This is a genomic window from Ralstonia pickettii, assembly GCF_016466415.2.
In the GTDB taxonomy this organism is placed as follows: Bacteria; Pseudomonadota; Gammaproteobacteria; order Burkholderiales; family Burkholderiaceae; genus Ralstonia; species Ralstonia pickettii.
In genome coordinates this window covers 564,771-583,930 of sequence record NZ_CP066771.1, presented here as the reverse complement: position 1 = coordinate 583,930, position 19,160 = coordinate 564,771, and the positions used below count along the sequence as shown (strand labels likewise).

The following is a 19,160-nucleotide window of genomic DNA, read 5'->3' as shown; positions in this document are numbered from 1 at the left end:
GTTCATTCCTTTGTCGAAAACGGCAGCACTGCCGCGTTATAAAGATTGGCCCCGCTGGTCCGCTCCTTCCTGAGCAGAGCTCTCATGTACTTGCTCAGGTAGACCACCCGTTTGAGTTCATCATCACGCATGCGGCCATACTTCGTGAGAACCGTCCTGATGGCAGCCTCATCTGAGGCGGATAACGTCTCGGCGGGCTCGTCGACAAGAAAATCAGACTGGATGGGAAAGGAAAGCAATGCCTTGCTGCCAGCAGATCGAATCTGGACGCCGGGAATTAGCTGCGGCAACTTCGCCAAATGCAGATCTACGAAATATGGACCGTCCTTCTGTCTGACGACATATGCATTCGTCAAACGCTCCCCAGTCGCTTCGAGCGCGGCAAGCTCTGCTAAGAAGCAAAGCTTGTGAAGTGCGAAGTAGCTAAGTCCGGCCGGACTGCCCTGCAAGACTCGTTGAGCAACCTGCCCGAGTTTTATGGCGTCAGGCCGAGGCTTCGTGCTGACAGGCCTCTTGCGTGGCTTCTTGAGTCTGCGCAGAGTTTCTGCGACGAACTGATAGTCGCTGAGTTGGTTGGCGAAGCTACGGTGCACCATTGCCCGCTGTCCTGGGTGATACACCGGTATCAGTGACCGGTGCATCCAGGGATTGTTGGTTCTCACTTGATCCCTGAGAGAAAACGAGTGTGCCTCGAGCTCGCCGCATGCCTTCAGCGCCACAGCGCCGAGCGTGACCACGATCGAAGGATCTAGTATCTCGACGGTTTCTCGCAGAAACGGCGCACAGTTTGCAATTTCGGTCGATGTAGGCGTCGCATTGTTGCCGCGTTCGTCCTTTGGGTTGCACAACACCGCGTTGGTTACGAATACCTCGTAGCGGCTGATCCCCACCTGTTCGATGAGTTTCTCAAAGTTGTGCCCAGACTTGTCTCCGTGAAAGGGCAAATGCGAGCCATCGGCGCCCAATCGTCCTGGCGCTTCACCAACAAACATGAGCGGCGCATCAAGAGGGCCGCAGCCAGGCCCGAGAACCCGTGCGCTCCCGGCCATCCGAGGGCACTTCTGACACGCCGTCACGCGATGAACCAAGTCAAGAAACTTGGCTTCCTTATCGTTGCTGGACATCATTGATCAATGAGCGAAGCTGCTGCTGGGAGCAATCAAAGTAAGCGTGGACTGAATGACAAACGAGTTCCCCCGGCCGCTTGTTCGTGGCCGTGCAAATGAACTGCAGCAATCGTCCTAAGCCAACGAAGTTTCGGCACCCGCAGGGCCCGCTTTCACGGCTAGCGCGGCCCGTTTGCCGCATGCACGGTGATTATTGCGATCCATGCGCAACTGCCAGATGTCTTCCCGCCGACCGCCCATTTTAACGACTCCCACCAGGAATCTGCTACCTAGCTAGATTACCTACCACCCGCCAGTGGCACGCTTATCCTAGTGCGAGACTTCAGATATCGCCACGGGTGACGATATTGCATAGTTTCACACCCAAAATATCCACCAATGACTAATAAGATTTCTGAAGGCAGGCACGACAACGGAAGTGAACCTAAGCCCCAGACCAACGAGTCCAAAAATCAGACGCCGGCGATATGGCTCACCCCGACTGGGATTTCGCTTCTTATCTTGATGTTATCTGTCTTAGCCTACTTTATTGGTGTAGTCCGCTTAGATATTTATTTTGGGCTTTACGGCACAGATTGGAAGCTTTTTCCACTGGATAAGCCAGACTACATATACGTGGGCACTGTCACCGTCATGCATTCCATCCTACTGAGTTTGGATGCGATCGGCAAAAAATGGGCAGCCGTTGGCGCAACTATGCTATTTGGGCTGATTACTGCGCTAGTTATTGTGATATTCGAGCGTTTGAAAGAACGTGGTGCTCGGACAACAAACGGCCGCAAGAGGAAACTCACTCAATGGCATCGGGACCTCATGTTCACGGTCATTACGACACTGGGAATGCCTCCGCTGTTCTTTTTTCCAGTTCTGCTGCTGGGCATCCCATTGGTGCTACCAGAAATCATCGGAGAGGCAATCGCCAGACGAGACTTTGCTCAGGACGCAGCCCTGATAGCGAAGGGGTGCAAGCCGCAGAAACAGCCGCAGTGTTTCGAACTCGTGGAATCCGGAAAGGTGCTGGTCTCCGGCATACTGCTGTATGCGACCAAGGATCGGGCGCTCATTCATGATGGGAAAGGTGCCGCAGTTTGGCCGCTTGAGAAGCGGGAACTAGTGCCCTATCGACCCACGGAGCAAGCCGAAGTTGGAGCACAGGGAACACCGGCTACCGCCGTCAAACCTCACTCGCCCTAACAGAACCATCCGCTGTGGGCGGCTTCGTTTAGTGAGAGCCAGCGCTTCTGCGAGAAAAACCGCCGCTTACCGCCATATTTGCCGCCGGCGCAAATGTGACGCTTATCACACTTAATCAAGCACTCCTGGACGCGATGTTCCTAGTTTCCATCAACAGCGCTGGTGTGATCAACAGGGCCCATCAGAAAGTTCCAAATTCAATGACCCGGGCCCCGGATAGTTCCAAATTAAGTGAACCAAGAGTTCCAAGTTCACTGAACCGTTCCGCTGGGAATGGCGCCATATCGGGCTCTGCGGTTCAAGATTGAGTGAATCTCGACAGTTGTCGATGTCGAGATTCACTGAATCGGGAACTTTGGTCACTCAATTTGGCGCTCTGCGGGAGCACAGTGTGCTCAAGCAGATGGAAACCGTTCCATTTCAATTACTTAAGACAGGGCTGCACCGACAACAGCTCAAGCCCGAACTGCGCGGGAATGTCGCTCCATCCCCGAAGACATCTCTTCCGAACCCCCGCAGGGGTCTTGCGCTCGCTAACGCCGTGAGCAGAGTCTCTCGCCAGGTTGCATCACGTTCGGAAAGCGTCTGCCAATCCCCCCAGTTGTCGGAATCCTCTGCCTAAGCACGGACTGCGTCGTCGTCAGAGGCTTCGAAAGCGGCTTACCGCAGACGGCGCATCATCCTGTCAACGTCGTCGGAGAGCTGCCTCCTGAGTTCCCATCGTTCGCGGAAGGTCGAATTCATGGCGGCGAGCCCCGTTGTTCATGTCTCGTGCGTGGCGGTGCAATTCCCAATCGGAACCTTTACCGTTACTCGCTCCACTTTAGGAAGACGTGGCGCAAGGCTGCGACTAGAGGGGCACATCGACCGGATCCACGTGCGTCATCAAATTGAGCACGTCGCGTCGCTCCATCACGCGGCGGCGAGCCTCCAGTGCGATGTCGTGGCCCTCGCGCACACTGACGCGCGCATCAACTTCGAGGTGTGCATCCACCAGAATCATGTCGCCCATACGGCGTGTCTTGATGTCGTGTACGCCAAGTACACCCGTCGTCGCTAGCATGACCTGGTGGATCGCCTCCACAGTCTCCTCATCAACGGCACGATCCATCAGATCGTGCAGGGCTTCCCAGCCGAACTGCCAGCCCATGCGGGTCACCATCAGACCCACAACAAGCGCTGCCACCGGGTCGAGCAGCCGGTACCCGAGTACGTTGCCTACGATGCCAAGCGCCACCACCAGCGACGACGCGGCATCCGAACGGGCATGCCAAGCGTTGGCGACCAGCATGCTTGAACGCACTCTCTCTGCCACCGCCAGCATGTAGCGGAACAACAGTTCTTTGGCAGCCAGAGCGCCTAGCGCGACCCAAAGGCCAATGAGCCGCACCGGCTGGATGGCCTCGGTGTGCTCCAGCTTGAGTACCGCGTTCCAGAGCATGCCCACGCCCACAGCCAGCAGGAGCAGACCGAGCACCAGGGAAGCGGCATTCTCGAAACGCTGGTGGCCATAGTGGTGTGTCTGATCCGGCCCTTTCTGGCTATGGTGGCTAGCAAATAGCACCACGAAGTCCGAGATCAGGTCGGACAAGGAGTGGATGGCGTCGGCGATCAGCGCCTGCGAGCCGGCCAGCATGCCAGCCGCTACCTGCGCTATCGTCAATCCAAGATTGACGGCGACGCTCACAAGGGTGCTGCGCCGCGCAGCGGCCTGCTTGGCCACGCTGTCTTCGGAATCGGCGGCGATCTCAAGATCGATTTCTTTTATCTGTTGCATGGATTGTCCGAGCAGTGAACGTGGGGATGGGGTTCCAGGTTGAGCAGCGGCGCGCGGTCAATGGCGCAGCCCCGCTGCCAAGCGATTGCGCATGAGAGAGACCGGAGCCGTTTTCCACATCGGCACACTCCCCGAGTCGCACCGCCGGCTCGTATTCTTCATGACTTCAATGAAGGGATGAAGTCGCGCATGACCTATTGGTGGGTTCCGGACCCACTGGATGTGAGGTTCGACCAGATAACGTCGACGCGCAATCCCCCGAGACCCGGCGAGCGGTCAACCGTTACGCTTGCACCGTGAACCGCCGCGATCCGGCGCACGATCGACCATCCAAGGCCGCTACCACTCTGGTCCGTTCCCTCGACACGGAAAAAGCGCTCGCCAAGTCGGTGCTGTTCGGCGGCGGGGAGTCCGGGGCCGCTGTCTTCGACGCAAAGCGCAGCACTTCCGTTACGGTGCGTGACCGTCACGACGATTTGTGCCTCGGCGGGGCTGTAGCGTATGGCGTTGTCGATCAGGTTGCGAACAAGTGAGGCCAGCAATGCCCTGTTGCCCGCGACCATGCAGCGCTCCGGATTCTCTAGTGCGATGCACTGTTTCTTGCCGAAGGCTATTGGCGCAATGTCTGCCATCACTTGTCTAGCCAGCGCACCAAGGTCGATCGGTTCAATCGAAATGCCGGCGTTCGCTTCCAGACGCGAAAGCAACAGCAATTGGTCGACCAGATGGGCAGCGCGATCGCATCCTTCCAACGTTCCCACCAAGGCGTGGCGACGCATGGCGTCCTCTTGGGCGGCTATTGCCACCTGGGCCTGGGCCTTGATTGCGGCAATCGGCGTGCGCAATTCGTGGGCGGCGTCGGCAGTGAAGCGGCGCTCGGCGTCGAGCATGGTCTGAATGCGGGCAAAGAGCGCGTTGAGCGCGCCGAGCATGGGCGTCATCTCAACCGGCGCATGGGGCATCCGGACCGGATCGAGTGCTCGCGGGTCACGCTCGGCAAGCGCGGTACCCAATCTGCGCAGCGGCAGCATCCCGCGCTTGAGCGCCCACCAGACGGCCAAGGCGAGTAACGGCAACGCCAACGCCATCGGCCACAGCATGTTGCGCAAGATGGCGGTCAGGATTGCTGTGCGGGAGTCGATGCGCTCGCCAACGTAGACCTGGATGTCCTTGTAGACCCCCTGCGCTACAAAGACACGCCAAGCATTGCCTCCGATTTGCACCGTAGAGAATCCGGACGCGGTGCGCTCGCCTGGCGCAACCATCGGCTGGTTCGGCGCGTTGGCCGAGTGGATGCCCAGCTTCCCTTCGTGAAAGACCTGAAAGGCGACTTTGGGCGCGTAACGATGCTGGACAGGCAGGTCGTGACTCGGCTCATCGTCCTCGTCGACGGCCTGTGCGTGCTGCATGACCAGTAGCGCACCAGCTTGCGCTAGATGACTGTCCAGCAGTTGATCGATCTCGTCCTGGGCGTCGTACCACGTGATCAATGCGGTGATGAGCCATAGGCCGGCGACGGCGCCAAGCACCAACAACACCAGCCGACCTTGGAGCGAGCGCGGTCGCGTCATGGCGCTTCGGCATTGTCACGCGGCAGCATATAGCCGACGCCGCGCACGGTCACGATGAGGTCGCTGCCAAGTTTGACGCGCAGATGATGGATATGCACCTCCACGGAGTTGCTTCCGACTTCCTGCCCCCAGGGGTATAGGCACTGCTCGAGCTGCTCACGTGACAGCACGCGCCCCGCGTTCAGCATCAAGGCATGCAGCAGGTCAAATTCCCGCGTCGACAGTGCGACGGCTCGACCGTTGCAGAAGACCGTGCGTGACGCCGGCTCCAGAACAATGCCGCGCGCCCTCAACTGCTCCGTGGGATGACCATGCGCGCGGCGCACCAGCGCGCGCAGTCTCGCGCTGAGTTCGTGCAGATCAATGGGCTTGACGATGTAATCATCGGCGCCGAGATCGAGACCACGCACGCGATCTGGTATCGCGTCGCGCGCGGTCAACACCAGGATGGGGACCGCAATGCCTGCGCCACGCACCTTTCGCAGCACGTCCACGCCGTCCATGCGGGGCAGCCCAAGGTCGAGTATTGCGGCGACGTAGGCGTCCGTGCGCAACTCCCGCCACGCTGCCTCGCCGTCGCGCACCCAATCGACCTGGAAGCCCTGCTGCTGCAGGCCCGCACGAATGCCGTCTCCGAGCAGGGGGTCGTCTTCGACAAGCAGGATGCGCACGGATGAGATCTCCGCTCGGTACCGGTTTGGATCAATAGTCGTCGCGGTCGGCGTCGTGATGCTTCGCGGAGGCCGCGGGACGGTCAGTGACCCCGGCCGGCGGCGCGGACTGCCACTGCATCCACCAGAAGCCCAGCACAGCCACCAACATCAGGCCCGCGACACTCGACCACGCACGGCGGATGCCCTCGTTCGGCAGGCCGGTCTTGCGTCCGCTGATCATCGCGCCAACCAGATTCTCACCGTGCAGCCAACTGCTGGCAAAGACGGCGAGAACATGAATGCCCACCAGTGCAAGCATTGCGTTGGCGAAGCCCTCGTGCAGTTCGCCGAGCCAGTCACCGCCGACATCGTTGTAGGTGGCCCAGCCCGTTCCTGCCAGGCCGCACGCCATCAGCAGCAAGGCGATGATAGCAAGCGCACCAGCGGGGTTGTGGCCAATATGGTGCTCCGGCCGCCCGTGCATGATGCTGGTCAAATAGCGGAGTGCGGCAGCGGGGGACCGTACGAAGCTGGAAAACCTAGCGTATCGCGTGCCCACTATGCCCCACACCAGTCGAAAGCCGACCAGCGCCGCCATCGTGTATCCGAGTGTGATGTGGACAAGGCGCCACTGCTCACTTTCCGCGGTCAAGTAGGCACCCAGGAAGCTCAGCGCCAGCAGCCAGTGAAAGAGGCGGGTCGGCGCATCCCAAACCAGGATGCGGCGGGTGATGGAATCGGTTTTCATGGCTTCAGCGCGGGATGCGGACATTGTGTTCATTGAAGTCGCCTTGATCCGCCTTGGTATGGCAGGCAGCGCAGTTCGAAGCGCTCTTGATGGCAGGCCGGCGCCACACTGCAGTCGGCACTTCGTCGTGGGTGCGGGCGAACCACGCCGATCGGGTGATCCGGTCCTCGGGCGGCGGGGGTATTGACCTTGAGCGATCCGCCGCGTTGGCCGTGAGCCACTGATCGAGTTGCTTGACGGTGGCGGGGTCCAATGAAGCATCCGTCCCGTAGTGGTGCTGCAGGTTGCCCAGAATGCGCTGCCAGGAACTGGCGGGTAGCGCTCCGGGCGGATAGGCGATATGGCAAGACGCGCATTCCTGCCGATACTTGGGCAGCAGCGGTGCAGCGCGCATGCCAGGCCCCTCTTCGGCGGCGGCGAGAAACGACAGCCCGAGGCCCGCGACTGCCAGGCAAGCGCATGCGGCTCGGGTTGTAACAACGAAACGGCCAGACATTTGGAGACTCCGCATCAGGTCAGGAATTGAATGGGTTGCTGGATGGCCCTACTTCCCGAGGGTCATCAGCCAACTCAGCACGTCTGCTTTTTCGGCCACCGTGCACTCGCGCCCGACCACGTCGTTGCAGTTGCGCCGAAACCATTTCTCCGTCTTGGCGGTATCGGTAAAGCGCTCAGGATTGAATGCCGGAGCCAGAGGCGCGATCGACTTGCCAGTTGCGGCATGCCGACCGGTCTGCGTGGGCGGGTTGCCATGGCAGGACGCACAGCTCCATTCACGGCCATGCTTGGATGTAAAGAATTCCTGGCCGCGGGACGGGCCGGAGGGGGCTCCGGCCTGCGCCCGATATTGATCAAGCAGTTGCGCGGGCGCTTGCGCATGTGCCAGGGGAGCGGCAGCGGCTAGCGCTAACGCCAAGACCGAATGCAGGCAGGCAACAGGAGGAAACTTTGAGATTGGCATCGCGGCCTCTCGCACTGAGGAATGCCTCAATGCTCTCGAATTCTTCTTAACGGATTCTTAAGCGATACCGCGGGGATCTATTTCAGTGGCCCGGTCAAGGATTGCACGCCTGCGTGGGCGACATGGGCATGACCACAGGTCGACCCTTTCAATCGGTGTGACTGCCACCGTAGCTGCGCACAGCAAGACAACCCGCTAGCGAGCCAGGATCGGCTTGCCGAACAGCAACGGCAGGAAATCATCAAGGAAGAACAACACCTGAATAGTTGCGCCGACACCTCGCGTCGATCCGTGGGTTGCAGGAAGGACCAGTTCCGCGGCGACCTGCCACGTATCCTTGACATAGGCGATTCCTGGGTTGACGGTGCCGCGCGTGCGTTGCCCGCGTGGCGAGTCGAACGCGAACTCAACCAAAGGAATCCACTGGTGCAGGGGTTCTTCCTTGGGCAGCACGCCTGGCACAAATCGATCCGTCAAATAGAGCGTGCTGTACTCCAATGCGAATCCCCAGTGCACCGTGGTGACGTTGGCTGTGCTCACACTGTTGAACTGCCGCGTCGTCGGGTCATAGCTCAAGTTGCCCGACGTTTTGCCGGTCGGCACAGCCACGCTGACGCCCGCTGTGATGGCGAATGGCCGCAACCAAGACCATGCGTCAGGCAAGGCGCCGAACCCCTGGCCTATATAAAGGCTGGGCGCGATGGTCGCTGAAGTGTTGGCGCCGAGCCGTTTGGCCCCGGTATGGGGCAGTCCATAGATGAGGGAGCCGGCAACAAGCGTCTCGTTCAGATCGTCCTCGTAGAGCCTGGACTTGAGCACCACGTCGGAACCGGTTGCGCCGGGCTGACGCATGCTGCCCCAGTCGCGCCGAATGAAGCCCGTGTCAAAACCGATCGAGACCTCGGGCGTCAGGAGCCTCGCGAACGAGATCGTTGCAGCGCGATCGGTGACGTTTCCGGCGTCATCAGGGTGTTTTACTGCGCCTGCAGTGATCGAGAATTCGTCTGCAACGGCAGGATCATCGAAATTGAGTGTGCCCGGAAAGAAGCGGTTGCCAGCGATCCCGTGCGCACGCGATGGGCCGGAAACGCCACATGCAGCAAGGGCGAGCGCTGCTGCGCAAATGCGCACAAATGCGGATGGGCCGTACATGGTCGAAAGAATCTGCGGTCAGACCGCGAATGTGTTTTGTTGTGGTCGGGCAGATGCGGCACGCATGGCAGGGTGCCGCGCCCCATGCTGGTGATGCGGAGCAAATGTCCGAGTCGGCCAATAGGCTATTTGCCCGGCGACGCGTGAACTTCCACGGTGATATGCGACAGTGCCTGGAGTCGCCGCAACCGTTGGTGATAAAACTGCGGCCCGCGGTGCGCTTGGCGCGTGCTCACCGAGACCACCGCGCCCAGGTGGCCAGGGCCGATGCGCCAGACGTGCAGGTCGAGCAGCGTGTCGCCATCGGACTCCAGCGCCGTCTTGATGCGCCTGCCGATATGCTTGTCCGGCGTCATGTCGACCAGAATGCCGCCGGTGTCGCGCATCAATCCGTGCGCCCAGTTGGCGATGACCAGCGCACCGACAATGCCTGCAAGCGGGTCCATCCAGAGCCAGCCAAATGTTCTGGCCAGCAGCAGACCGATAATGGCCAGCACAGAGACGGCGGCATCCGCCAGAACGTGCACATAGGCCGCGCGCATGTTGTGGTCGCGATGGTGTGCCCCGTGACCGTCGGCGTGATCATGGTCATGTTCGTCGAAGGCCACGCTGTATTCCTGGCCGCCGATGCCGAGTACCGCAGTGAATGCATGCGGCTCCGGAATCTCGGTGGTGGATTCCAGATAGTTGGCCTTGCGGACCAGCAGGAATTCCTGGCGGCTGCCGTCCGGCCGAATGGTGGTCACCGTCGCCACATCGCCGGGCAGCGGAGCAGTTTCTCCAGCCAATCGGAACACGGGCGGTACGCCCTCTTCGAAGATCGACAGTGCGAACACGCCCGCGGGCGCGTCGATGTGCTGCACTTCCCTGCCATGCGGATGCGTGTCGCCAAGTCCGGCTGCGCCGTGGTCGTGTCCGTGGGCGTGACCATGGTGATGACTGTGGCCATGGCTGTGACCACCGTGGTCGCCACCGCTCAGCAGCCAGGCGCTGGCGATATTCACCAGCAGACCGACGACCGCAATCGGAATCGCCTCGCTAAAGTGGATCGGCACCGGTGAGAGGAAACGCACCACCGCCTCGTAGCCGATCAACAGAGCGATCATCGCCAGGATGATGGCGCTGGTGAAACCGGCTAGATCACCAAGCTTGCCTGTGCCGAACACGAAACGCGGGTCGTTCGCGTGACGTCGCGCATAGGTGTAGGCCAGCGCCGCGATCAGCATGGCGCCCGCGTGCGTCGACATGTGAAGCCCATCAGCCACCAGTGCCAGCGAGCCAAACATGCTTCCGCCGATGATCTCGGCGGCCATCATGAGGGTGCATAGCACGATCACGGCCCAGGTTTTGCGCTCGTTCTTTTCATGTCCCTCGCCCAGGAACACGTGGTCATGGCTGGCGTGGAACGGCGTGTCGTAGAAATTGCTCATAGCCGGCTCACTTGAAATAGCTATGCACGACCTCGATCAGCTGCTCTTTGGCGCTGCCGTCGGCGTGCTCATGTTCGTCGTCCGCCTCGGTCAGGTGGGTGCGGATGTGGTCTTCCAGCACCACGGCCAGCAGGCCATTCATGGCGCCTCGGCAGCTTGTGATCTGCTGCAGTACGGGGGCGCATCCCTGCTCCTCCTCCAGGGCGCGCTCGATGGCATCGAGCTGGCCGCGAATCCGGCGAACGCGGTTAAGCAGCTTCTGCTTCTCGCGGATGGTGTGGCTCATCCATTACCTCAACCAAAATATACTATAGGGTAGTATGCTACATCAGATTTAAGTTGTCATAGCGGCGCAATTCCTTCCTCAACGGAGAACTCACGCGCCACAGCTATCAGCCCGCAGTCCGTCATTTCGAGGTCGAATGGGGTGGGTTCCTGCTAGCAAGCGCGGACAGCGCACAGTCGGCCCACCACGCTCAGACGCTCTCCATCAACACGCTACGCCAGCGCTTGGCAGCACTCGCGCAGTGGCATCTCACACAGGGCTTTCTCGATCTCACGCGGGCACCGCATTGCCGCAAGGTCTAAGGGCATTCCCGTGCTGCATCCCGCAAGCGAGAAGCGCCCAAGCTCCTCGCCTGCAGCGCACCCAGCTTGAGCAGTTGGTCGCTGGTGGACGAACGACTAGCGTGTTTGCCAGTGCCAAGGCGAAAAGCGCGCCCACACCACCCATGCCCGTTACAAAGCCATCGTTGCGGAGCCCTGCTAGTGCGTAGTCGGGAATCCCTTTGCGTGGAGAGACCTCATGCCTCCCGCCGGAAAGGTCGTTACCCGTTCGCCGCGCCGGCGAGTGGGGCTGATCGCCTGTCCGTGGTTGCTGTCCACCCCCATCGGCCCCGACAAGAAAGTCGTGGTCGAGGCAAGTGCCACGAGCGCGCCTCGGTACTACTTCGGCATGCACGCAGCCATATTTCCAAAGGGATAGCAAACCCGTTCATAGGCTGCTTCCATTCCAGGACTGGCGGTAGTCGACCCCACGTCCATACGCGCCCGCGTAAATCAACTGCCGAATGGGATGACCGGGGCGACCCACGCGTGCCTGATTCGATCAAAAATTAGTCGTGTCATAAGAGCACGCCGCCTCACCCATACCCAAGAAGAGTAGCGTTAGTGCGCGATACGGCGCCTGCTCAGCTTTCGTACAGCGGAGTGAGATCAGGGTAAACATTGATCGATTCAATCATTTTATTGATTACAATGACTGGACCGATCGATGTTTGAGGCATTCAGCTGTGCATCCCTCCGGTTCAAGCTGACCCACGGGCCGCAGCCCACCACGAAAGGATTGCCACATGACCGCGTCGTTCAAAGGGATCGTCCCTGCCCTGATCACCCCGATGACCCCGACGGAAGACGTGGACGAAAACGGCCTGCGCGTGCTGATCGATCGGCTGATCGACGCGGGCGTCCACGGGCTCTTCGTGCTCGGCACCAACGGCGAATTCATTGCGCTGAGCGAAGAAGAGAAGCTGCGCATCGCCCGTATTACCGTCGAGCAGGCGCGCGGCCGCGTGCCCGTGGTGGCGGGCACCGGCGCCTATGCCACGCGTGATGTGATCGCGCTCAACCACAAGATGCAAGACGTGGGTGTGGACGCCGTATCCGTCATCACGCCCTACTTCAACGGCGCCACGCAGCCGGAGCTGTTTGCGCATTACGAGCAGATCGCGCGCGCGACGTCGCTGCCGATCCTGCTGTACACGATTCCGGCCAAGGCCGGCGTGACGCTGACCGTCGACACCGTGCGCCGGCTGGCGGACATCCCGAACATCCGCGCCATCAAGGACAGTGGTGGCGATTTCGACCGCCTGCTGCAGCTCATCAACCTGCGCCGTGACGACTTTGCCGTGTTCACCGGCACCGATTCGATGATCCTCTGGACACTGATTGCCGGTGGCGACGGCGCGGTGGCAGCCACCACCAATGCGGTGCCGCACGTGGTCATGTCGATCTGGAATCAATTCCAGGCGGGCAACATTCCGGCCGCGCGTGCTGCACAGGAATCGTTGCGTGCACTGCGTGACGCGTTTGCGCTCGGCACCATGCCCGTAGTGCTGAAGACCGCCGCCGAGATGCTCGGCATGCCCGCAGGGCCGGCACGCTCGCCGGCCAAGCCGCTCGATGAGAAAAGCCGCGAACGCCTGGCTGAAGCGCTCGCCATCTACCGTGCCGCGCTGAACGTCGCCTAAGCACTGCCGCCCGCCCCAACATCATCGATCGCCATGTCCTCCTCCTACCATTTCCAGACCGTCAAGCACATCGTCCACGGCGCAGGCAGTCTGGCATTGCTGCCCGAAAAGCTCGCGCTGCTTGATGTGCCCGTCAAACGCATCGCACTCATCACCCAACCGGTGATGGAGCAGAACGGCGTGATCGGCCGCGTGGTGCAAGCGCTGGCCGCGCGCGACATCGAGGCGCGCATCGTACGCGGCGTCGAACCGGAACCGACGATTGAGAACGTCGAGACCGTCTTCCGCGAGCAGATCGCGCCGTTTGCGCCGGATGCCATCCTGTCAATCGGTGGCGGCAGCGTGCTGGATGCGGCCAAGCTGTTTGCAGTGCGCCTGACCAACGAACAGCCGCTGCGCGAATGGCTCGGCATTGATCTGATCAAGCGCCCCGGCATTCCGCTGGTGTTGGTCCCAACCACGGCGGGCACGGGTTCTGAAGTCACGCCCAACGCCATCGTCACGCTGCCCGATGAAGAACTGAAGGTGGGCATCGTCAGCCGGCATCTGCTGCCACAAGTGGTGATTCTCGATGCGGAACTGACCTTCGACCTGCCCAAACCGATCACGGCAGCCACGGGCATCGACGCATTCGTGCATTCGCTGGAGTCGTATATCTCGACCAAGGCCAACCCGGTGAGCGACATGTTTGCGATGGAGTCGATGCGGCTCATCGGCGCGAACCTTGTCGAGGCATATCAGAACGGCCGCTCGGTCAAGGCGCGCGAGGCGATGATGCTGGGTTCGATGTACGGCGGCCTGGCGCTGACCGCCGCCGGCACGGCCGCCGTGCATGCGCTGGCGTATCCGCTCGGTGGCATGTTCGGCATTACGCACGGTGTGGCCAACGCGATGCTGTTGCCGCACGTAATGTCGTTCAACAAGGATGCCATCGTCGGGCGGCTGGGCAACGTGGCACGTGCACTGGACATCAGCAGCCATGACACTGACGACGAGACCGCCGCCGATGCGCTCATCGAACAGCTGACCGAGTGGACCGACGTTGTGCAGATTCCGCAGGACTTGCGCCAGTTCGGCGTGTCGGAAACGCACCTGGACGTGCTGGCCGAGGCCGCGTCGAAGGTCAAGCGTCTGCTGGGCAACAACCCCAAGCCGCTGAGCCACGCAGACATCAAGGCTATCTACCAGCGCCTGCTGCCGTGAACACGTCCGCCCACACCGCTCCGAAGCTGCTGATCCTGGCCGACGACCTGTCGGGCGCCGCCGATTGCGCGGTGGCCGGCGTGCGGGCCGGATTGCGCAGCGCGGTCATGCTGCGCGCCGATGTTGGACACCCCATCGGGTATCCGACCAGCGCCGACGTCCTCGCACTGGACACCGACACGCGGCGCGCCAATGCCGTCGATGCGGCGGCCACGCAGGTGGCGGCATGGCATGCACTGGCCCGGCCGGCCACGCGGCTCTACAAGAAGATCGATTCGACCCTGCGCGGCAACGTCGCTGCTGAGGTGGCCGCGCTTGCACCGCTGGCGGGTCTGGCCATCGTGGCGCCGGCGTTTCCGGCAGCCGGACGCACCACCCGCGACGGCCGCCAGTGGCTGCACGGCGTGGCCGTGGAAGACACCGAGGTGTGGCGCAACGAAAGCATCGGCGGCCGCGCCGATCTGCGCGTCATGTTGGAGCGCCAGGGCCTTCAGACCGCCGTGCTGACGCTTGACGACATCCGCGCCGGTGCCGCCGCGCTGGCCGGTCGCCTGGCGGCATTACAGGCGGACGGTGTGCAAGCCGTGGTGTGCGACGCCCAGACCGATGACGACCTCGCGCACATCGCCGAGACCTCCGTGCGGCTGGCGCATGTGTTCTGGGTCGGCTCCGCCGGTCTGGCGCCCGCGCTGATTCGCGCGGCGGGGCTCGGCAGCGCCAACGCCGCTGTCGAAGGCGATGCGGCAACCGCAATCGCCGGGCCGGTGCTGACGGTGGTGGGCAGCATGTCCAGCGTGTCCCATGCGCAGGCGTCTGAATTGAAGGCCGCTGCCGGTGCGCGCCTGCTGTCGCTGGAGCTGCCCGTGGAAGCGCTCGACACACCGCAGGCGGACATCACCCAGACCGTCATCGATGCGCTGTGCGAAGGCCGCGACGTGCTGGTCACGCTCAGCCAAACCACGCGCGGCAACAGCGCCGACGGCCTGCACTTCTGCCGCCGCCTCGCCACGTTGCTGGCGCCGGCCTTGCCGCATGCCGGCGGGCTGATCGCCACCGGCGGCGAGACCGCGCGCGCCGTGCTGTCGACCGCCGGCATCGACGCGCTGCGCCTGTGCGACGAAATCGAATCCGGCATGCCGCTGCTGCATGCCCAACTTACTGGCGTCGGCCGCGTGCTGCCGGTCGTCACCAAGGCGGGGGGCTTCGGCACACCCGGCTCCCTGCATGCCGCTTGGCGACGGTTGATCGAAACCGCAGCCAGCACACCACCCAAAGGAACTCACGCAATGACCTATCGTCCTGTCATCGGCATCACCATGGGCGATGCCGCCGGTGTCGGCCCCGAGATCATCATGAAGGCGCTCACACACCGCTCGGTGTACGAGCAATGCCGACCTCTGGTGATTGGCGACACGGCACGACTGCGCGATGCCGCCCAACGTACCGGCGCGGCACTGGAAGTTCGCTCGATCGAGCGCCCTGCCGACGCCGCCTTCCGCTACGGCGTAGTGGACTGCATCGACCTCGGCCTCATCCCTGCCGACCTGCCCTACGGCAAGCTCTCTCCCATCGCGGGCGATGCCGCGTATCAGTACATCGCCCGCACCGTCGAGCTGACGTCCGCTGGCGAACTGGATGCCATCTGTACCGCGCCGCTGAATAAGGAAGCGCTGCACGCCGGCGGCCACATCTTCCCGGGCCACACCGAAATGCTGGCGCACCTGACCGGCATCGATGAGGTTTCGATGATGCTCGTGGCGCCCAACCTGCGCGTGATCCACGTGACGACCCATATCGGGCTGCTCGACGCCATCCGCCGCATCGAGCCGGGCTTGGTCCAGCGCACCATTGAACGCGCGCACGCCACGCTGGTACGCGCCGGCATCGAGAACCCGCGCATCGGTGTCTGCGGCATCAACCCGCATGCGGGAGAAAACGGGCTGTTCGGCCATGGCGAGGAAGAGCAAAAGATCATCCCCGCCGTGCAGGAGCTGCAGGCACGCGGCTGGCGCGTGGAAGGCCCGCTGCCCGCCGATACGCTGTTCTTCCGCGCCGGCCGTGGCGACTTCGATGTGGTGGTGGCGATGTATCACGACCAGGGCCACGGACCGGTCAAGGTGATGGGGCTGGAGGCCGGTGTGAACGTCACCGTGGGCCTGCCGGTAATCCGTACTTCGGTCGACCATGGAACCGCGTTCGACATTGCCGGCAAGGGCATCGCCGATGAACGCAGCATGCTCGAAGCGTTTCGCCAGGCCTGTGAACTCGCCACCCGACACGATGACCCGCAAGCCGTACGTGCGGCCTGACATCCCACCCATGCAGCACGAATTGATGTAGCGCCCCCGCGCAAGGCCTGACCCTGCGGAGACACGCCGGGCTGGCCGGAGCCATCCGCTCAAGAATCAGGAGACAAAAGATGACCTCGTTTTCGACCTGGGACACCACCATGATCATCGCCATGGTCGTGGTCTATATCGTGGTGACCAGCGTGGCCAGCATCCGGCTGCGCAGCCGCACTTCCGAGCAATTCATGGTGGCCGGTCGCTCGATGCCGGCCGTGGTGGTGGCCGTGCTGCTGATGTCGGAATACATCGGCGCCAAGTCGACCATCGGCACCTCGCAAGAAGCCTTCAGCGTGGGCATTGCAGCGTCGTGGTCGGTCATCTCCGCCGCCATCGGCTTTCTGCTGTTTGGCCTGTTCATGGCCAAGCGTCTGTACGCGTCGGGGCAGTTCACCATCTCCGGCTTCATCGCCAAGAAGTACGGCAACTCGGCTAAGCTGGTCGTGTCGGCCATCATGATCTACGCGCTGTTTCTGGTGAACGTGGGCAACTATGTCAGCGGCGCGGCGGCCATCTCCACCGTCATGCACATCGACCTTCCGACCGCGGCGCTCATCACGGCTGCCGTCAGCACGATCTACTTCGTGTGGGGCGGTCTCAAGAGCGTGGCGTATCTGACCATCGTGCACAGCGCGGTCAAGGTGGTCGGCATCGGCATCATCGTCGCGGTGGCGTGGAAGCTCTCTGGCGGCATTGCCCCGATGGCGCAGGCCATGCCGGAGCACTACTTCACGTGGAAGGGTGCGCTGTCCGGCGGCACCATCGGCGCGTGGATCATCGGTTCGGCCGGGGCGATCTTCTCCACCCAGTTCATCATTCAAGCCATTTCTTCCACCAAGAGCCCTGAAGCCGCCCGTTCGGCTTCGCTCATGGCGGCGGTGCTGTGCGTGCCGATCTCGATTGCGCTGGGCTTCATCGGCGTGGCCGCCAAGTATCTGTACCCGGGCATCAAGAGCCTGTATGCGCTGCCGGTCTTTCTACAACACATGCATCCGCTGCTGGCCGGCGTGGTAACGACTTCGCTGGTGGCGTCGATCTTCGTGAGCGTGTGTACGGTGGCACTCGCCATTGCTTCGCTCATCGTGACCGACTTCTATGTGCCGCGCTATCGCCCGTCGGCCGAGCAGGAAATGCGCATGACACGCTGGATCTCGCTGGCGGTGGGCGTGCTGCCACTGGTGTTCGTGCTGTTCGTGCCGCAAATCCTGGCGCTATCGTTCTTCACGCGGGCGCTGCGGCTGTCGGTGTCCATCGTTGCGCTCATCGGCATCTATCTGCCGTTCTTCAACAGCAGTCGTGGAGCCGTTTCGGGCCTGATCCTGGCCGCGATTGCAACCACCATCTGGTATCTGCTCGGCAACCCGTTCGGCGTCGACAACATGTACATCGCGCTCGTCACGCCCGCCCTCGTTCTGGTGGTCGAGAAGCTGCTCTTTCGCGCGGCTGAGCCTGCACAGGCCAGCGCACCCGTCGCCAACATCAAGCCAAACAACGCGGCGCATTGATCCCCAGACACCGAGCATTGAACTGAGACATAACATGACTGCCACCCTTCCGGCCTACGCCGCCTTCGATTCGAACGTGCGAGCTGCCTATACCGACGCCGAGCGCCGCGAAGCGTTCCTGCCCACACCTTGCGTTCAAAACCACGCGGCCAACCTGCACGCGCTGCCCAACGGCGACTTGCTGTGCGTGTGGTTTGGCGGCACGCAGGAAGGCATTCCCGATGTATCGATCTACCTGTCTCGGTTGCCGGCAGGCACCTCCGAATGGCAGCCTGCGACCAAGCTATCGGAAGACCCGACACGATCGGAGCAGAACCCGGTACTGTTCAGCACACCCACCGGCGAACTCTGGCTGATCTACACCGCGCAGCTTTCGGGACACCAGAACACAGCCATCGTGCGCCGGCGTATCTCGACAGACGGCGGCCGAAGCTGGGGGCCCATCGATACGCTGTTCGACCAGGCCGGCACCTTCGTGCGCCAGCCAATCGTCGTCCTGCCCGACGGCGCGTGGGCCTGCCCTGTCTTCCTGTGCCGCACGCAACCAGGCGAACGCTGGGTCGGCAATGACGACATCAGCGCCGTCATGATCTCCGAAGACCAGGGCCGCACCTGGAGCCGCCACGACGTGCCCGACAGCATCGGCTGCGTGCACATGAACGTGCAGACGCTGGCCGACGGCAGCCTGCTGGCGGTGTACCGCAGCCGCTGGGCAGATCACATCTACGCCAGCCGCTCGCAAGACGGCCGTACCTGGAGCGCACCGCAGCCGACAACGCTGCCCAACAACAATTCGTCGATCCAGTTTGTGGCACTGCGCAACGGTCATCTCGCGCTGGTCTACAACGAGAGCGATGCCTCGCACAGCACTGGTCGACGCCCCTCGCTGTACGACGACATTGAAGACGCCGAAGACCATGGCGAGCTGCGCGACCAGCAGGCATCCACGCGGGGCACCGCTTTCTGGGGCGCCCCGCGTGCGCCGCTGTCGCTGGCCATCTCGGAAGATGGTGGCCACACCTGGCGCCGCCGCAACATTGAAATTGGCGACGGTTATTGCATGACCAACAATTCGGCCGACCAGCGCAACCGCGAGTATTCGTATCCCTCCATCGTGCAAGGGAACGACGGCGCGCTGCACATCGCCTTCACCTATTTCCGCCAGCGCATCAAATACGTGACGGTTGACGAATCGTGGGTGCGCGGCTGACCCGGTTCGGGGCCGATTTGCTACAGTGGCTCCCC

The 19,160-nt window shown here is 62.1% G+C and carries 16 protein-coding genes; 6 read left to right on the top strand and 10 right to left on the bottom strand.

Annotated elements, in window-relative coordinates; translation table 11 throughout:
- Positions 1–2 precede the first annotated feature (2 nt).
- Positions 3–1,127 (bottom strand): uracil-DNA glycosylase, encoded by a 1,125-nt coding sequence (locus RP6297_RS02750; RefSeq protein ID WP_223293257.1) that lies wholly within the window; start codon positions 1,125–1,127, stop codon positions 3–5.
- A gap of 378 nt (positions 1,128–1,505) precedes the next feature.
- Here RP6297_RS02750 and RP6297_RS02745 point away from each other — a divergent pair, with 378 nt between their 5' ends.
- Positions 1,506–2,321 carry a hypothetical protein gene (locus RP6297_RS02745; protein ID WP_009238960.1) on the top strand — a complete coding sequence of 272 codons (816 nt, stop codon included), beginning with the start codon at positions 1,506–1,508 and terminating at the stop codon, positions 2,319–2,321.
- Between the two features lie 850 nt (positions 2,322–3,171).
- Here the strand turns inward: RP6297_RS02745 and RP6297_RS02740 are convergent.
- The 9 genes from RP6297_RS02740 to RP6297_RS02700 form a co-directional block, all read right to left on the bottom strand.
- Positions 3,172–4,098, bottom strand: coding sequence for a cation diffusion facilitator family transporter (locus RP6297_RS02740; protein WP_009238961.1), 927 nt, complete (start codon positions 4,096–4,098; stop codon positions 3,172–3,174).
- A 194-nt stretch (positions 4,099–4,292) separates the two neighbouring features.
- Complete coding sequence (locus RP6297_RS02735; RefSeq protein WP_009238962.1) at positions 4,293–5,669, bottom strand: ATP-binding protein; 1,377 nt, start codon at positions 5,667–5,669, stop codon at positions 4,293–4,295.
- Complete coding sequence (locus RP6297_RS02730) at positions 5,666–6,340, bottom strand: response regulator transcription factor (RefSeq protein ID WP_004629735.1); 675 nt, start codon at positions 6,338–6,340, stop codon at positions 5,666–5,668. The genes RP6297_RS02735 and RP6297_RS02730 overlap by 4 nt, the downstream gene beginning before the upstream one ends.
- 31 nt (positions 6,341–6,371) lie before the next feature.
- Positions 6,372–7,103: a cytochrome b/b6 domain-containing protein gene (locus RP6297_RS02725; protein ID WP_009238963.1), complete on the bottom strand. Its 732-nt coding sequence runs from the start codon at positions 7,101–7,103 to the stop codon at positions 6,372–6,374.
- Entirely contained in the window at positions 7,075–7,566 is a 492-nt protein-coding gene (locus tag RP6297_RS02720; protein ID WP_009238964.1) for a diheme cytochrome c, read from the bottom strand. The genes RP6297_RS02725 and RP6297_RS02720 overlap by 29 nt, the downstream gene beginning before the upstream one ends.
- A 48-nt stretch (positions 7,567–7,614) precedes the next feature.
- Positions 7,615–8,031 carry a DUF1924 domain-containing protein gene (locus RP6297_RS02715; RefSeq protein ID WP_009238965.1) on the bottom strand — a complete coding sequence of 139 codons (417 nt, stop codon included), beginning with the start codon at positions 8,029–8,031 and terminating at the stop codon, positions 7,615–7,617.
- 195 nt (positions 8,032–8,226) lie between these two features.
- On the bottom strand, positions 8,227–9,183 hold the full coding sequence (locus RP6297_RS02710) for a hypothetical protein (protein WP_009238966.1): 957 nt from the start codon (positions 9,181–9,183) through the stop codon (positions 8,227–8,229).
- 125 nt (positions 9,184–9,308) lie between these two features.
- Positions 9,309–10,613 (bottom strand): CDF family Co(II)/Ni(II) efflux transporter DmeF, encoded by a 1,305-nt coding sequence (gene dmeF, locus RP6297_RS02705; RefSeq protein ID WP_009238967.1) that lies wholly within the window; start codon positions 10,611–10,613, stop codon positions 9,309–9,311.
- A 7-nt stretch (positions 10,614–10,620) separates the two neighbouring features.
- The gene (locus tag RP6297_RS02700; RefSeq protein ID WP_009238968.1) at positions 10,621–10,899 is read right to left on the bottom strand and encodes a metal/formaldehyde-sensitive transcriptional repressor; all 279 of its coding nucleotides are present in this window, start codon (positions 10,897–10,899) and stop codon (positions 10,621–10,623) included.
- Positions 10,900–11,965: 1,066 nt separating this feature from the next.
- On the opposite strand from RP6297_RS02700, the gene dapA reads away from it, so the two are divergent.
- The 5 genes from dapA to RP6297_RS02675 all read left to right on the top strand — a co-directional run bounded on the left by dapA (position 11,966) and on the right by RP6297_RS02675 (position 19,125).
- Positions 11,966–12,862 (top strand): 4-hydroxy-tetrahydrodipicolinate synthase, encoded by an 897-nt coding sequence (gene dapA, locus RP6297_RS02695; protein WP_004629750.1) that lies wholly within the window; start codon positions 11,966–11,968, stop codon positions 12,860–12,862.
- A gap of 33 nt (positions 12,863–12,895) precedes the next feature.
- Positions 12,896–14,065 (top strand): iron-containing alcohol dehydrogenase, encoded by a 1,170-nt coding sequence (locus tag RP6297_RS02690; protein ID WP_009238970.1) that lies wholly within the window; start codon positions 12,896–12,898, stop codon positions 14,063–14,065.
- Entirely contained in the window at positions 14,062–16,374 is a 2,313-nt protein-coding gene (pdxA, locus tag RP6297_RS02685) for a 4-hydroxythreonine-4-phosphate dehydrogenase PdxA (protein ID WP_009238971.1), read from the top strand. The genes RP6297_RS02690 and pdxA overlap by 4 nt, the downstream gene beginning before the upstream one ends.
- Before the next feature lie 110 nt (positions 16,375–16,484).
- Positions 16,485–17,915, top strand: a complete 1,431-nt coding sequence (locus RP6297_RS02680) for a sodium:solute symporter family protein (protein ID WP_009238972.1) — start codon at positions 16,485–16,487, stop codon at positions 17,913–17,915.
- Between the two features lie 34 nt (positions 17,916–17,949).
- Entirely contained in the window at positions 17,950–19,125 is a 1,176-nt protein-coding gene (locus tag RP6297_RS02675) for a sialidase family protein (protein ID WP_009238973.1), read from the top strand.
- Positions 19,126–19,160: the final 35 nt, after the last annotated feature.